The following is a 16,632-nucleotide window of genomic DNA, read 5'->3' as shown; positions in this document are numbered from 1 at the left end:
GTAATTTCTTGTCGTGCTATGTTAGATTATCCATTGGAATAATATCACATATATAGATAGGGGAAATTAGAACGTGAAGAAATCATGGGTACTATCAATCATTATGAGTTTTGTTTTGCTCGGCGGGGTATTCGCACCTGCAGGGTCCTATGCCGCTGCTGCGGATGACTCAACTACTACATATTCGGAAGACGAATACTATGAAGAAGTTGACACGTCAGAACAAGAACCGATCCCTACAGTCGAAGAAGAAGATTTCCTCAACTACCTGGATCAGTTGGATAGCGCATCGGTATATGAAGAGAAAGCCTTCAACGCTCTTGGAGGAGGATTTTACATTACATCTTCCAATCGCAAGTCCGTTTTCCTGAAATTGACCAACACAGCGATTCCTAACTACACCAAATATGTATCCAAGCTGAAGCTGATTAAACCGCAAAATGCGGAACTGCAAAAAATCCATGCCAACTTGATTAAAGGTAGTTATGCACAGCTGGAAGGATTCCAACTCGCTAAAAAGGCTGTCTCCAAAACAACGGTAAACAGCGCTGTCCTGAAACAAGCCAATGCCAAAATTGATACCGGCAAGAAAAGTATCGAGAAATATCATAAAGAAATCTCTGCTTATGCCAATAAGCTTGGGTATGATTTTTAAATAATAGTCCACCAAAATGTGTGTTGATTGTGAATCATTCTAACTCACACATGAAGCAGGACACACCATTTGTTCCACAATAAACAAATTGAGATTTCAGGAAAAAAAGTGTTTTCTTTTTCCAATTTAGTTCGTATAATAGCACTATAATCAAAAGGCTATGCTGCCGAAAGGTACAACCTCGTGAACATTGGGGTTGTGCCTTTTTTGCGTTTATAGCCATATGATCCATCCCAGATAAGGAGTGAATGCTATGTTACTTGAAGCTATTTATCATCGTCCCAAAATGAATTGGTCCTACGTATATGACCGTTCCACCATGCACCTGAGGCTCCGTTCCAAGCGGGGCGACCTGGATGCTGTTATCGCCATCATCGGGGATAAATATGCATGGGATCGTACGGTTCTCCACCTTCCGATGCGAATCTTTGCCCGTGATGCCCTGTTCGATTATTGGGAAGTGGAAGCGCAACCACCCTACCGCAGATTACGCTACGGCTTCCAACTGATCGAGGGAGAGAAATCGGTCTGGATGACGGAACGGGGATTCGAACAGGCTCTGCCTGATCATCCGTTGGAATTTTTCGATTTTCCATTTATGAATCCGGTGGATTTCTTCGAGGCACCTGCTTGGGTTAAGGATGCGGTGTTCTATCAGATCTTCCCTGAACGTTTTGCCAATGGTGATCCGTCGATCAGTCCAAAGAATGCTGAACCCTGGGGCGGTGAACCGACGCCTGTCAATTTTTTCGGAGGTGACCTTCAAGGCGTTCTGGACCACCTCGATCATCTGAGTACACTTGGCATTAACGCCATTTATTTCTGCCCAGTGTTCCAGGCTACAACCAACCATAAGTACAATACCGCAGACTATATGAGGGTCGATCCGCACTTTGGCACCAATGAGAAATTGAAGGAACTTGTGGATGCATGCCATGAACGCGGCATACGGGTAGTTCTGGACGCGGTGTTTAACCATTCAGGCAGAGAGTTCCTTCCATTCGCGGATGTGCTTGAAAAAGGGGCTGCTTCCCGTTATGCGGATTGGTTCCATGTCAGAGAATGGCCGGCACGTATCGAGGATGGTATTCCCACATATGATACCTTTGCCTTTGAACCTCTTATGCCTAAACTGAACACAGAGCATCCCGAGGTTAAGGAATATTTGCTGGAGGTGGCCCGTTACTGGATTCAGGATATGGGTATCGACGGTTGGAGGCTGGATGTTGCCAATGAGGTAGACCATCAATTCTGGCGTGAATTCCGGCAAACGGTCAAATCACTTAACCCGGATGCCTATCTACTAGGCGAAATCTGGCATGATTCCATCATGTGGCTGCAGGGGGATCAGTTTGATGCAGTCATGAACTACCCTTTCACGAATTCAGTCATGGATTACGCTGTGCTTGGCAAGCTGGACGGCCTCGGATTTGCCAACGAGGTTGGCAAACTGCTTGCTGCGTATTCACAGCCTGTAACCGAAGCAGCTTTCAACCTGCTCGGCAGTCATGACACGCCAAGACTGCTCACCCTATGTGAAGGGGATGTACGCAAGATGAAGCTGGCAGTCATTCTGCTGCTTACGTACCCAGGTGCTCCTTGTATTTACTATGGTGACGAGGTAGGGCTGGATGGTGGCTATGATCCAGGTTGTCGCAAATGTATGGAGTGGGACGAACAGAAGCAGAACAAGGATCTGCTCGATTTCTTCACCCAAGCCATTGCCCTGCGTAAACAACACGCTGCATTGCGCAGTGCGGACATCTCCATGATTTACGCGGAAGCCGGAGACCCGTGCATTGCCATCGGACGCAAGGATCAAGATACCGGGGAACAATTCGTGCTTGTCCTGAATGCAAGTGAAGAACCATGCAGTATGGAGTTGCCACTACACCAAGGAACTTGGCGTAATGTATTCTCAGCCACAACTCGGGAAACTCAGCAGAACAAGCTGAAGCTGGACTTGGAAGCGTACGGTTTCTCCCTGTTGCAGTTGGATGTCAAATCACACGTGAAGGCATAACATCTTGCTTCATTCTAAATCCGTTCTCCGATGAGACTGTTGGTACGTCGTATGAGGCTATCTCCCATTAAATTGTGTGAAAGGATATCTCTCGTACGAATCACTTCGACTCTGTTCAACAAAAGGGGAACCGTAGATGCGTAATGCATCCAACGGTTCCCCTCTCCAATTACAACTCATGATGTCCCCTGCTGTATTGGCATTCATGGAGTCACTTTATTCATTCGTTCAATCAGTGCTGTGTCCCTTCCAAATCTTCCTCCAAGCTTGCCGCAACCTCATCCTGAACAGATGAGCTTGGAACGGGATTTCTTATTTTCTTCATTCTTGGGCTTGTTAATGTCTCCTGAGTAATCACAATCTTTTGTGGAATTTTGTACTGAGGCAGCTTGTCTCGGCAAAAATCCCAGATTTGTCTGCGCAGTTCCGTAAGAGGCTGCTCACCTGTAAGTCTGACCGTGGCCTTTACCATCTGTCCCATGATCCCACTCGGCTCGCCACTCACGACTGCCGTTTCAATGAATTCCATTTGTTCCAGAATACTCTCCACTTCCGCAGGATAAACCTTACGTCCGCCTACATTAATGATCTCGGAGCGGCGACCCAAAATGCGAATGTAACCATCCTCCATCTCTGCTTCATCCCCGGTCTGGAGCCAGCCATCTTCCGTGAACGGAGACGGAGCGTTCAGATACCCGATCATGGCCGTTTTCGTTTGGATCTCAAGCAGCCCGTCCACAATCCGATAATGGACTTCCCCATCACGAACCGTAAATTGCAATGAACCGGAATCTTTGGAGCGTGTCGGCAGAATGCCAAGCTCCGACATGCCGTAAGCCTGCACCGTACGTACATTCGGAAACTGTCTATTCCATGCGGTAAGCAGCGCCTCTGGCATGACCTCTGAACCATAGGAGACCACTTCGAGACTGGATAGATCGAACTCCCGATAGACTCCACTAAGGAGCAGCAAATTCATGAACGTTGGTGAGACTGGCAAGGCCTGAACACGATACTTTTCAATGGTTTTGCATACTTCTAGGGGGGAGCGATTCGGTATGACGCATAAACAGCCGCCGCTGGACAGGGATTGCAGCATCGTATTCAATCCGCCAATGTGATCAAACATCATGAACGGAATGGTACAGAGCGGCCGAACTTGCCGCCTGAACCCGTGCAACAGACGATCCGCGCTGTGAACAGCAGCTTTGCTTTGCCCTGTCGATCCGGATGAGAAGATTACCAGACCTGCGTTCTTTTCCTGACTCAGCCTTGCCAAAATCGGGGACCGAGAGCCTTGCACGGAGCAACGTCTGGCTATAGCTGCCCCTTTCCCAACACTCATGCGCCATTCTGCCTGAGCGAGCGCTGTATAATCATTCCGTTTAGCCTCAACCAAGTGTCGATCCATCGGAACCACAATACAATTTTGCTCCAGAAGAGCGATCAATGCTGCTGCGGCATAAGGAGAATAATCCTCTTCCAGCACAACGATCGCCCCTTCGAGCCCTTCACTGGAAATCCATTGGCTAAAGGTGTGAATCTGATCCAATAACCAGTTATAACTATAATGTTCGCCCTTCCATATCAACGCAGGACGATGGTCATACGCGGCGAACCGTTCCAGAAGAAAAGTGATATTCATCCCTCATCATCCTTTGGGCAAGGTTTCAATTGCGCCTCCAGATACTCAACCAGTGATTCCACCGTTCGATAAGGACTTTCTGGCATGGAAGCAGCCGCCATTTCAGCGAGGGTTATCCCTACACCGAACGTATCTTCAACACTTTGCTCGATAACCGCAAGTAGAGTTACAAGTTCAAGGGAGTCCAGTCTTCCACGACTTCCATATAGGGGTGCCTGCAAGCCATGCTCTAGTGGAATGGGCGCGTTATGGTACCGATTAAGCTCATCGCAGCTGTCCAGCACAATCCGCTCAATGACTTCCCGATGTGAAGGCGTAGGCCCGGGATTTTCCACAGTCGATGGGATCTGTCTGAAGCGATCGGCATGCTGATGTGTCGTCATTAGCGCTTCGTACCAGCGTAATTCGTCCGCCGCCAATTGTTCGATAATATCCGTTAACTGCTCCCGCCATTCAGGGCTTCGTTTCATTCTGGCGATCTGCAGCAGCTTATGCGCCTGTTCCCACCGGGCTATCATTGCACCGAATTCCTCAACATATTGATCATGAGGAGAATTGAGCCATTTGGCTGCTTCCTCCAGCAAATCGCGGAAAAAGTAGCGGCTCCAGCGCATGTCGAACAGGAACGCGGAGATGGCTTTCTCCTGTTCCCGATCCACCTCGGCATCCGGGTGCAATCTTTGTAACAATTGTGATGTGACAGCCTGTCCAAAATAATAGCTTCGATTGCCCTCCCAGATCGTTCTGCCCGCGATGAATTCATAGGCCTGTGTCGCCAGCGCAGAGCGCAACATGTTCCGATAGCCTGCGGAGTCGAGTGTTTCCACAGCACGGATCTCCATCGTGCCATATGTTCGTAATGTTTCTTTGCGCCGGGCTATTTCGAGCTCGGAGATATTTTTGTTTCCTTTCCAGAACTCTTGGAAATCAGGTGATGACACAGCTCCCATGTATTTGGAGGGAACGGGGTCATAGACATAGAAATGCTCCTCATCCATTCCGTACACAGCCAGCCAATGATCGACCAGATGCAGGCGTGAGTCTTGTTTAACGAGTTTATGAATATACTCGGGATTTCGATAATCATCCCCATAAGGCAAGCAATAACTTGTGCCTGTAACGACCAAAGGCCCCTCATTTTCAAGCCGTTCCCGAATATATGCCTTTCCTTGTTCGAAGCTGTCAAACTCCCGTTCTCCAAACACTTCCCACATCGGCTCCTCATAATCCAGCTTATGAAAGTAAGGCTTGATCAGGCCACGATCCGAACAGGAAGTCAGACTATACAAGCGGCTGGAAGCTAACAGGCCGAGACTGCTTATCGAGCCCTGACGCTGAAGGATTTCGTGAATCAAAGGAAAATTACAGGGATAATAATACGGAATATCCATCGTTGGTTGAAATGGTTGACTAATCATGGCTACCTCCTGTTCCCGGCTTTGGCAGCCGTGCTGCCCCAAGACTGGATTATGTAATGAAGAGACAGGTTATCATGGGCACGAAACACCCGATTGGGCAGTGCCTTGCCATCTGCATCGGTTTCAAACTGCCGGAAACCTCTCGTGAACCTGAACCGAAATCCGCTGTCACGTGGAACCTCGAAGCAGCCCTCATAATCGCCACCTCCGGTGTGCAGAAGCTTCATGCCCATGCCTCCGTAGATCGAGTCATCATACATGTCTTGAAACGGTACCTCGGCACTCATGCAGACTGTCACGTGACCCGATAATTCTTCCACAACCGTGTACATCCGTGATGCCGTCAACTCTCCCACCGTCAGGGTAACAATTGCATGTCCCATCTTGACAGGAACCAGTTCCCCAGTGGGTCGAACCTCAAGAACATCGGGTTGATCGGAATGATATTCCCCTTCAAGCACACTCATGGTGAACCCGCTGTCGTAATGAAGCAGCGCATTGATGTGCACGCTCATGCCTCCCTTCAATCCAATAACGTCCCTTCCCATCAGCTCCAGAGAGACTGGATTGCCGATTCGGCCGAACATATACAGTAGCGGAATATGAACTCGCTCTCCCCAATCCGCCTCCTGATGACCTGCATCCGGCTGTTCCAGAAATGCGATGTCCTTGCCAGACTTATATCCCAGTTCAAGCATCTGATGGGCTACATTCCTTACCTGGTAAGGAAGAAATAATCCTTCTGCATCTCCTATATCCATCCACATTTGAATGGGAGCACTGCCCTCAGGCAAGAGGTACATATCCTCCTCCTGTAACCTGCTCTCCGACGTTTCATCCAGCTGCACATCCACGAAAAAGGGAGAGAGCATGATCAGTTTGCCAAAAATATCAGGATGACGTGTTCCTATATGGAAGGTGCTGAGTGCCGCTGCGGAAGAACCAAGCAGTCCCGTATTGTCCTTGTCTGGAAGTGTGCGGTAATGCTCGTCAATAAATGGTTTCAGTTCATGAATGATAAAGTGTTCATAATCCAGGCCTGAGCAGCCCACACTCACCGCTTCTCTTGCAGGCGCAATAAAATGATAGAATTCATTGTGTGTAACCGGACGAACATGGGCAATTCCGACAATGATCAATCCATCCATCAAGCCTTGATCAATCAGTTGGTCTGCCGCCTGATCCACGTGCCACGTTTCATTTCCCGCAGTCGAAGAGCCGAAGGCTCTCTGACCCGCATGCATGTATAACACCGGATAGCGTTGATCCACATGCTCCTTATAGCCTGGTGGCAAATAGATAAAAATCTTCCTTGTGTTGTCCAGCCTGGACGCCTTGAAACCTTCCACACATTCGATAACAGAATGAGTGTTCACTGATCCATCAACCGCCTCTCCTATAGACTTCGCTTTTACACTACCGGGGTTTTCTGTTAGTTCTGATTCGTTCTTCCCTCGGCTACATCGACAAACAACCCCGTCTCTGAAGAGACGGGGTTGTTTTAAAACACCGAAATGTTCTAAAATGCATAGCCCTTATATTGGTGGGTCTGCGAATAGTTTAAATCTGTTGAGCCTGATTTGTAAATATGGAAATAGAAAAAAAATGCTCAAGAAAAAGTTATTGACAACCAAACCATTATTTAATTATCATAACGTTGTGATTATAACTAGAGGGCCATGCTTTTAAACCCAATCGGTTTAGGACAACCCCGGTAACTCCAGTAGGAGGTGCCGGGGTTGTTGGCGTTCATAAAGGGGGGATATCGTTAAGAATAACCTACCAACGTCCAATGTTGAAAGCGCTTTTCCAATCAAAAAAGAGATCACAAATCTATATAAATTGAACTACACATTTGCACGAGAACGGAGAGGACAGAAATAACCTGAAGAAGTGAAGCTAAAAGCTTTCTGAAGGAAAGCTCCATCGGAAGCATACGCTTCGCCTTTATCCCCGGATTTCCCCCTTTGAAAAGGGCATCAAAAAAATCTGGGGATAACAGCGATCGGAAGGTTGTTCTGTCATCGGAGTGGTAAGTGTAAATATTCTTTAGTTCAATTTATATAATAAACGAAGGGTGGATTACCAATGTTCAAATGGACCAAGCGAATCATCCTCAGTACCACGTTGAGCTTCAGCTTGCTGGCCGGAAGTGCACTGCCATTATTCCCGGCGGCCTCCGTATTTGCAGATGCTGATACGGCTGTAAGCAACAAGCAGAACTTCAGCACCGATGTTATTTATCAGGTATTTACCGACCGCTTTCTGGACGGCAATCCCTCCAACAACCCTACCGGGGGAGCCTATGACGCCTCCTGTTCTAACCTGAAGCTCTATTGCGGGGGCGACTGGCAAGGACTGATCAACAAGATCAACGACAACTATTTTTCCGATCTCGGCATTACGGCACTCTGGATTTCCCAGCCTGTGGAGAACATTTACTCGCTGATTAACTATTCCGGTGTTAACAATACGGCTTATCACGGCTATTGGGCACGTGACTTCAAGAAGACCAATCCTGCTTTCGGTACGATGACCGATTTCCAGAATCTGATCAATACGGCACATGCCAAAGGCATTAAAGTCATCATTGATTTTGCTCCCAACCATACCTCTCCTGCCATGGAAACCGACACCTCGTTCGCAGAGAATGGAAAGTTGTACAATAACGGTACGCTGCTTGGTGGCTACACCAATGATACGAACAAACTTTTCCACCACAATGGCGGTTCCGACTTCTCCACACTGGAGAACGGTATCTACAAAAACCTCTATGATCTTGCTGACCTGAATCACAATAACAGCACCATTGACACCTACTTCAAGGATGCGATCAAGCTCTGGCTGGATATGGGTATTGACGGAATCCGGGTGGATGCGGTGAAGCATATGCCGATGGGATGGCAAAAGAACTGGATGTCCTCCATCTATGGCTACAAACCGGTATTCACGTTTGGTGAATGGTTCCTGGGTTCATCCGCATCCGATGCGGACAATACCAACTTCGCCAACCAGTCCGGCATGAGTCTGCTTGACTTCCGTTTCAACAATGAAGTACGTAACGTGTTCCGTGATAACACATCCACGATGGTTGCCCTGGATTCCATGATCACCAGCACTGCCGCTGATTATGCACAGGTGAATGACCAAGTGACTTTTATTGATAACCATGACATGGATCGCTTCAAAACAAGTGCCGTTAACAACCGTCGCTTGGAACAAGCTCTTGCATTTACACTTACCTCACGGGGCGTACCAGCCATCTATTATGGCACTGAGCAGTATATGACAGGTAACGGTGACCCGGATAACCGTGCTAAAATGCCTTCGTTCTCCAAAACAACAACTGCTTTTAACGTCATCAGCAAGCTCGCTCCATTGCGCAAAACCAATCCAGCCATCGCCTATGGAACAACCCAGCAGCGCTGGATTAACAACGATGTGTATGTGTATGAACGTAAATTCGGCAACAACGTGGCCGTCGTAGCGGTTAACCGTAATCTTTCGACTCCCACATCCATCAGTGGTCTGACCACTTCGCTTCCTTCGGGTACATACAACGATGTTCTTGCAGGTGCATTAAGTGGTAATAACATTACCTCTACAGGAGGTAACGTCGCTAACTTCACTTTGGCAGCAGGAGCTACAGCAGTCTGGCAGTATACAGCCAATACCACTACACCAACCATCGGGCATGTGGGCCCTGTAATGGGTAAAGCGGGTAATACCGTTACCATTGATGGTCGTGGATTTGGTACTACCAAAGGCACTGTCTATTTCGGAACAACCGCTGTTACCGGTTCATCCATTACATCATGGGAAGATACTCAGATCAAAGTGACCATCCCTGCAGTTGCTGCCGGCAACTATGCAGTCAAAGTTGCAGCGAGCGGAGTCAACAGCAACACTTATAACAATTTCACGATTCTTAGTGGCAACCAGGTTTCCGTGCGGTTTGTCATCAACAATGCATCCACGACACTCGGTCAGAATCTCTATCTGACGGGCAATGTCGCGGAACTGGGTAACTGGTCCACAGGCCCTCTCGCCATTGGTCCGGCGTTCAATCAGGTGATCTATTCCTATCCAACCTGGTATTATGACGTGAGTGTGCCAGCCGGAACGAATCTGGAATTCAAGTTCTTCAAAAAGAACGGCTCTACCATCACGTGGGAAAATGGCAACAACCATACCTTCACCACACCAGCCAGTGGAACGGCTACCGTTACAGTGGACTGGCAGCCTTAATTCCTTCACCGTCCTATCAAAGAACCCGGAGTCAGACGCAATGAGCGTCTGCTTCCGGGTTCTTTGATTAGGCTCGTCCTTATCTATGGCATGCATTAACTATCGATAGGTCCGAATGGATTTTAATCCTGCTGCTGCAATAATCCCTACCACCAGCAGCAATGATCCCAGACTCTCCAGCACGGTTTGGGCACCCCACTGATCAGCCAAAACGGAAACCACCGTTAATCCCAGGATTGGGGCTGTACTTGTTATGGTTCCAAGCACCCCGTAGATTCTCCCCTGCAGCTCATCGGGAACCTCGGCACGCATCATGATCTGGGTTAACATCGTACAGCACGCAAACATGGCTCCCCCAGCAATGATCAGCGGCAAGGCCACCAAAGGAGAAGATACATTGGCTAACAGCATATACAGTGGGCCGAGAACCAGCAGACCGATGAACACCCATCTCCCCCTTCGTTTCAGCCGATTGCCTGAGGCAATCAGAATCCCGGAACCCAGCATGTACCCCAGTGGAATACATGTCTCAATCAGTCCGAACTGGACTGGATTCGCCTGCCATACTTTGACGGCCATGACCTGAACAAGCATGATGGCTGACATGAAGAAAAGAATCAGCAGCGGATTAAGAATAACGATAGAGCGAATCAGTGGATGTGCAAAGATGTAGGAAAATGAACCACCCCACTCCTTTACAAACGATCCTCTATGCATCGAAGAGCGTTGTACATCCGGAAAACTCCCGGCCAACATTACACATATCGCAGATAGCAGAAAGGTCACACCCGTAATCATAATAGCCGTAAACCCTCCAAATGCAGAAACCGCAATCCCCGCTGCTGCCAGTCCACTTATACGTGCAATATTATCGACAAGATGAATGGTTCCTGTAGCTTGCTGCAGATGCTCCCTCCCCACCAGACTGGTTACCGAAGCATGAAATGCAGGCGCCTGAAACAGGCTGGAGAACATCGAAAGGGAAAGCATGAGCAGTACGATTGGAAAAGGAGCATGCAGCACAAACAGACTCACCGCGATGATAAACGCCATAGCCCCACGAAACAAATCCGACGACAACATCAATGTTCTGCGATCCAGCCTGTCGGCAAACGTACCCGCGAATGATCCGAACAGAAAACTGACGACCATATTACATACTTGTACAGCTGCCATGCTCTTCGCACTTCCCGTGGTCTGCAATACCCACAGACTGATGGCAATGCCGTTGAAACAATCACCAAATACCGAGATGCCATAGCCACACAAAATTCTGCGATAAGCAACATTGCGCCAAAGCGCCCTGTTGGCCATTTTCTGACTTTCCGCAGCCGCAAGAGCCCCGTTCGGTCCCAATTCCGGTTCTGGGGACTGTAGCGTTCCCATCGATCTTTTCCTCCTCTTGTCATTTGGATCTCAAACAGCAGGCAGGCGCTTCCGGAGCAGTTCCAGCGATGAATGGAACCTCTCAGAAGCGCCTGATTGGTGGCCTGAATATGTTCTACAGGCTGTCTATGCGATTTGGGTGTTTATCCTCTTAACCTTTTATCCTTTGGAAGCGCCAGAGGTCAGCCCCTGCACCAGGAAGCGTTGCAGGAATACAAACAATAACGTAATTGGAATGGCGATCAGTACCGCCCCGGCAGCAAACATCGTAAAGTTACTGTCCTGATAACGGCTAACCAGGTCCCACATGCCAACTGCAAGTGTCCAGTTCTCTTTTGTCCGAAGTACCAGTCGGGCAAAAATAAAGTCCATCCACGCACCAGTGAAGCTGGTTAAGGCTACATAGGTCAGCATCGGCCGGGACAACGGCAGAATGATACTGGTGAACACACGCAGATGACTGGCACCATCAATTCGTGCTGCTTCATCCAAACTGCGCGGGATGGTATCAAAGAACCCTTTGACAATAAATCCACCCAACACGGCTCCGGACGAATAAACCAGAATCAACGCGGCATGGGTGTCCAGCAATTTGATCTGAAGCAAAATAATATAAATGGCAATCATGCTCATGAAGCTGGGAAACATCCCCAGAATCAACATCGTGGATAGAATGGTCTTACGACCGCGAAAACGGAAACGGGACAAGGCATACATGCCCAAAGTAACCATAAGCGTGGAGAAAATCATCGTGAAAAAGGCGATCTTCAACGTGTTCAGATACCAAGTGCCATACATGAACGACGGGTTGGTAAACAATTCCCCGTAATGGGCCAGCGTGAACGCTTCAGGCCACAGACGTTCGCTGTAGAGCGCTGCCCCTGGACGCAGGGACGAGAGAAATATCCACAAGACGGGATACACCGATACGATGGCAATGATGACCAGCAGCACATAACTGATCGCCAGACGCATGGGATTATTGCGCTTTTTCATTGAATCATGTCCTCCTCCTTGAACGATTTGGAACGACGGAAATTCCAGATGGAGAACGACGCAATAATCAGGAAAATAATGATGCCTACCGCCGAAGCCATATTGAACTTGTTGTTATCCAACGTTAATTTATACAACCAGGTCACGAGAAGATCGGTTGATCCCGCATATTGATAATCACCACGCAGCGGATTACCGTTCGTCAGCAGGAAGATGACGTTGAAGTTGTTGAAATTCCCGGCAAATTGCATAATGAGCACCGGTGTCGTAGCGAACATGATAAAAGGAAGCGTAATGATGCGGAACTTCTGAAAGCCGGACGCACCGTCTACCTCAGCCGCTTCATACAAATCCCGTGGAATCGCCGTCAGCACGCCCAGTATGAGAACCATGCTGACTGGAATTCCAATCCACATGTTTACAATGACGACTGTAACTTTTGCCCAGAATGGATCGGTTAACCATGGCAACCCCTCAAGGCCAAAAGCCTTCATATACGTATTAATCGGACCAAACTGTCCGTTGAACAGGTTACGCATCAGAAGCAGTGAGATAATCTGTGGAATGGCATAAGGAAGAATGAATATCGTCCGCCATACCTTTTTGAAACGAATACCTTTCTGCTCGATGAGAAGTGCAACCAGCACCCCGCCGAAATACGTAGTGACCGTTGCCAGGATGGCCCAGATTACGGTCCACGTTAATACGCCAAAGAAGGTATGGCTCCACGATTTAAGCTGGACCAGATCCGTGAATGTCTTGAAGCCGACCCAGTCCACCAGCTTGGCAGGCGGAATATGATCCGGTGCCGAGTAATTGGTGAAGGCCAGGGTAATCGTAAACAAAATCGGCATAATGGTGAAAAACAGGATGCCGAGCGCAGGGATGGATAAGAAAAGATACGGGAATTGTTTATCGAGCAGATATCTCAGGGAAGCAGAAGCTCTGGTGGCTTGCTTGCCTTCCTCTCTTAATTTTCCCGTGATGTACGCATCCCGGATATTGAATATATACAGAAGAAGAAAAACGAAAAATACCAAAAGTACTATGATTCCGTTGAGCAGCAAAAAGATGGAGTGGTCGCCCTGCTGCAGCACCGTTGATCCATTGACCTTGACGAAACGCTGCGTCTGCTCGCCCAGCGTCCATACCCCCCATACAGCATGATTCAAACGGGGTATCAGATATGCGAGTCCCACTCCCTCTAGGATCAGAAAACAAATTCCCTTGATCCATTGACGGTTATACAACTGTCCAAGTCCTTGCAGGACAACGGACAACACAGCCGCTGTCATACGATGCTGTCTTTCTCGATTCGGCTTAACAGTGACTGGAACATGCTGTTGTTTCATTCATTCCTACTCCTTCCCGGCAAGCGAAGTTACCGATCAGTTATAGCAGAGTGCAGAGGACATGTTAGCTTCCTCTGCACCTGCTCATTTTTTATTTTATTGGGTGGTTGCAAGGCTCTCCTTGACTTGTTTGACTGCGTTATCCAGAGAGGTTTTTACATCCTTGCCTCCATCCCATATGTCGGTAATCGCCGCGCTGATGGGACCCCACACGCTATCCATGGCAGGAAGCGAAGGCATTGGGGTGGAGTTGTTGAATTGCTCAAGGAATGCCTTCGTGATTTCATCCCCTTGAATCTTCGGATCTGCCGCCACGTCTTTATTGGCCGGGAGAGTTCCGTTCATCTCAAAGTTGACCATCTGGGATTCGGCACTGGAGAGATAGGCCGCAAACAGCTTGGCAGCATTCGGATAGGTTGTAAATGCATTGACGTAATATGCCTTGACTCCAGAGAAGGAGGTCATCGGTTTGCCTTCAATCGCCGGAAGTGGCGCAACACCGAAGTCAATGCCAGCATTCCGATAATCGGCGATGGACCAAGGTCCGTTAATATCCATAGCCAGTTTCCCGCTTGAAAAGAGGCCTTTCTTGATGTCATAGTTCACATCACCCATCTTCACAGGCAGTACTTCCGATTTCAGCGTTTGCAAGAACTGACCGCCCTTGATGGCTCCCTCATTGTTAAGACCAATATCCTCGCTGTTCATGCCTTCATCGCCAAAGATATATCCGCCCTGAGAAGCCAGATAAGCAAAGTTGTAATAAAACTGCTGAAGCTCCCACATCAAGGTGTATTTGTTGTTTTTGGTATCATTAAATGTTTTGGCAAAGCTGATAATGTCATCAAATGATTTCGGTGCTTCGGGATAAAGCTTTTTGTTATAAAACAATGCATAGGTTTCTACGCTGTAGGGATATCCGTATAAGATGTCTTTGAAAGTTACGGCTTTAACCGCATTGTCACTGGTAGATTGTGTAGTCTGCTGCTCAAAAATATCGTTCGGCAAGATCAGTCCGGCTTCTGAAGCGCTACCAATCTTGTCATGCGGGAAAACGACTACATCCGCAGCCAATCCTGCGGGTCCGTCCGTAGTGAGCTTGGTCACTTGATCGGTCGGTGGCAATTCCTCGATCTTTACAGTAACGCCGTACTCCTCTTCAAATTTCTTCGCACGCTCCTCGATAAAGCTGCGCTGATTTTTATCCTCCCATATGACAAGGCTCGCGCCCTCTTCTGGCTGAATATTTTCCGCGGTCACTATGGTTTCCCCAGTCTCACCGCTGTCTGTTGTGGTTGGCGCAGCGCCTCCACCTCCGCTTGAACATGCGGTAAGTGCAAGTGCCATGAAACCTGCAAGTGCTGCTTGCTGCCATTTTCTCATTGAATTTCCCCCTTTTCGTAGTCTTGATCGATGCTGTACTCGCGCTTTTCACCCGTTTTTCTGTGTACTGTTCCTGTACTCCGAAGTTCAGTGTGTATCCGTTTGAAAGTAATACAAACGTTTGCTCATATTAACCTCAGACTGGTCCAATCCTTATGTAATCGGGATGAATATTCTAGGAAGTATGTTGATTTAATTCATGTAAGCGCTATAATAACAATAACATCATACAACAGCAAACTTTGTTTGTACAAACGTTTGCACAAGTCATTTTCGTTCATTTTCCGTCACTTTTGTGGTGTTTCTTTCTGTAATTTCCTATTTGCTTGATCTCCCACCATCTTCCTTTATTTTTCGTTTCTCCTCTTTACCATGAAGTAGTTAGCAATTGATTTATCGAAGTCTTTGAATTAACATAGGAGACATGTTGAAATGCTTGTACAGAAGGGATTTTTCACATGATTACAATCAAAGATATTGCCAAATTGGCGGGTGTATCCCCTTCTACGGTCTCACGGGTTATTTCCAACCATCCCAGAATCAGTACGGAAACATCACTCAAAGTGAAGCAAATCATGAAAGAAATGAATTATCATCCAAATATGATGGCCAAAAGCCTTGTTTCCAAAACGACTCAAACCCTGGGTATCATGCTGCCCCGACCTGCTGAAGAGCTATTTCAGAACTACTTTTTCGGAGAATTGCTTCGGGGAATCATTACCCATGCCACCCGTATGAATTATGAACTTCTTCTCTCCACCGAAACGTCTTCCAGCGATGAATTGAATGCCATATCTCGCCTGGTACATGGGCGGCGCGTGGATGGCATTTTGCTGCTTGGCTCCAAACGGGAAGATCCGATTATTTCGTTTTTGGAGGCGGAAAAGTTTCCTTTTGTACTGATCGGCCGCAGCGAAACGCATCCTGATGCTCCGATGGTGGACAACAACAATGTACAGACAGCTTTCGATGCAACCACACATCTGATTGCCCAAGGGCATAAACGAGTTGGATTTGTTAGCGGACCACCAGATTTGACGTTGTCTCATGATCGCCTGCTTGGATACAAAAATGCGCTTGAAGAAGCGGGGCTTGATGCTAACAATGACTGGATCGTGGAGGGAGAATTCCTGCAGGAAAGCGGCTTCCGGTCGATGTCCCTGTTCATGTCACTACCCGACAGGCCTACTGCCCTCGTTGTCATCGACGACAATGTTGCGTTTGGCGTGCTTCGCGCTCTGGCCGAGCTGGGATACAACGTTCCTGAAGATATAAGTGTTGTGAGCTTTAACAACATTGCCTTGTCGGAACTTGCTTCGCCGCCGCTTAGTTCGATTGATATCGGAACTTATCAGCTGGGCTATACTGCGGTTCAGGTATTGTTAAAAATTCTAAACGGTGAACACCTGCCTCAGAATCCTGTTATTATTCCGCACCGCTTGATTGTTCGGGATTCGTCCCTATTTACGTTATCCGGGAATGCGTAGACATGTTTGTGCAAACGTTTGTCCTACTGCCCTAATGTT

The 16,632-nt window shown here is 47.9% G+C and carries 11 protein-coding genes; 4 read left to right on the top strand and 7 right to left on the bottom strand.

Annotation, left to right across the window (positions count from 1 at the left end; all coding sequences use genetic code 11):
* Nucleotides 1-73 precede the first annotated feature (73 nt).
* Together CS562_RS10265 and CS562_RS10260 are read left to right on the top strand one after the other, a co-directional pair.
* Nucleotides 74-655: a hypothetical protein gene (locus tag CS562_RS10265; protein ID WP_099855450.1), complete on the top strand. Its 582-nt coding sequence runs from the start codon at nt 74-76 to the stop codon at nt 653-655.
* A gap of 253 nt (nt 656-908) precedes the next feature.
* Entirely contained in the window at nt 909-2,678 is a 1,770-nt protein-coding gene (locus tag CS562_RS10260; RefSeq protein ID WP_064640510.1) for an alpha-glycosidase, read from the top strand.
* Nucleotides 2,679-2,910: 232 nt separating this feature from the next.
* Here the strand turns inward: CS562_RS10260 and CS562_RS10255 are convergent, their stop codons facing one another.
* Genes CS562_RS10255 through CS562_RS10245 form a run of 3 tightly spaced genes read right to left on the bottom strand, consistent with a single transcriptional unit; the run spans nt 2,911 to nt 7,117 of the window.
* Complete coding sequence (locus CS562_RS10255; protein WP_099855448.1) at nt 2,911-4,323, bottom strand: ANL family adenylate-forming protein; 1,413 nt, start codon at nt 4,321-4,323, stop codon at nt 2,911-2,913.
* Nucleotides 4,320-5,741 (bottom strand): cysteine peptidase family C39 domain-containing protein, encoded by a 1,422-nt coding sequence (locus tag CS562_RS10250; RefSeq protein WP_099855446.1) that lies wholly within the window; start codon nt 5,739-5,741, stop codon nt 4,320-4,322. Before CS562_RS10250 ends, CS562_RS10255 begins: the two co-directional genes overlap by 4 nt.
* Nucleotides 5,742-5,743: 2 nt before the next feature.
* Nucleotides 5,744-7,117: an alpha/beta hydrolase gene (locus tag CS562_RS10245; RefSeq protein ID WP_099855444.1), complete on the bottom strand. Its 1,374-nt coding sequence runs from the start codon at nt 7,115-7,117 to the stop codon at nt 5,744-5,746.
* A 712-nt stretch (nt 7,118-7,829) separates the two neighbouring features.
* Between CS562_RS10245 and CS562_RS10240 the strand changes: the two genes are divergently transcribed.
* Nucleotides 7,830-9,989 (top strand): alpha-amylase family glycosyl hydrolase, encoded by a 2,160-nt coding sequence (locus CS562_RS10240; protein ID WP_099855442.1) that lies wholly within the window; start codon nt 7,830-7,832, stop codon nt 9,987-9,989.
* A 99-nt stretch (nt 9,990-10,088) separates the two neighbouring features.
* Here the strand turns inward: CS562_RS10240 and CS562_RS10235 are convergent, their stop codons facing one another.
* From CS562_RS10235 to CS562_RS10220, 4 genes are all read right to left on the bottom strand, one after another.
* On the bottom strand, nt 10,089-11,375 hold the full coding sequence (locus CS562_RS10235; protein WP_099855440.1) for an MFS transporter: 1,287 nt from the start codon (nt 11,373-11,375) through the stop codon (nt 10,089-10,091).
* Nucleotides 11,376-11,534: 159 nt separating this feature from the next.
* Nucleotides 11,535-12,371, bottom strand: a complete 837-nt coding sequence (locus CS562_RS10230) for a sugar ABC transporter permease (protein WP_076290382.1) — start codon at nt 12,369-12,371, stop codon at nt 11,535-11,537.
* Entirely contained in the window at nt 12,368-13,723 is a 1,356-nt protein-coding gene (locus tag CS562_RS10225) for a carbohydrate ABC transporter permease (protein ID WP_076290383.1), read from the bottom strand. Before CS562_RS10225 ends, CS562_RS10230 begins: the two co-directional genes overlap by 4 nt.
* A gap of 96 nt (nt 13,724-13,819) precedes the next feature.
* On the bottom strand, nt 13,820-15,106 hold the full coding sequence (locus tag CS562_RS10220) for a sugar ABC transporter substrate-binding protein (RefSeq protein WP_076290384.1): 1,287 nt from the start codon (nt 15,104-15,106) through the stop codon (nt 13,820-13,822).
* A 458-nt stretch (nt 15,107-15,564) separates the two neighbouring features.
* Here CS562_RS10220 and CS562_RS10215 point away from each other — a divergent pair, with 458 nt between their 5' ends.
* Entirely contained in the window at nt 15,565-16,593 is a 1,029-nt protein-coding gene (locus CS562_RS10215; protein ID WP_099855439.1) for a LacI family DNA-binding transcriptional regulator, read from the top strand.
* Nucleotides 16,594-16,632 lie beyond the last annotated feature (39 nt).

The sequence above is a fragment of the Paenibacillus sp. LK1 genome (genome assembly GCF_002750415.1).
GTDB lineage: Bacteria > Bacillota > Bacilli > Paenibacillales > Paenibacillaceae > Paenibacillus > Paenibacillus taichungensis.
The sequence above is the reverse complement of the archived record's forward strand: the minus strand, read 5'-3'. Positions and strand labels throughout refer to the sequence as shown.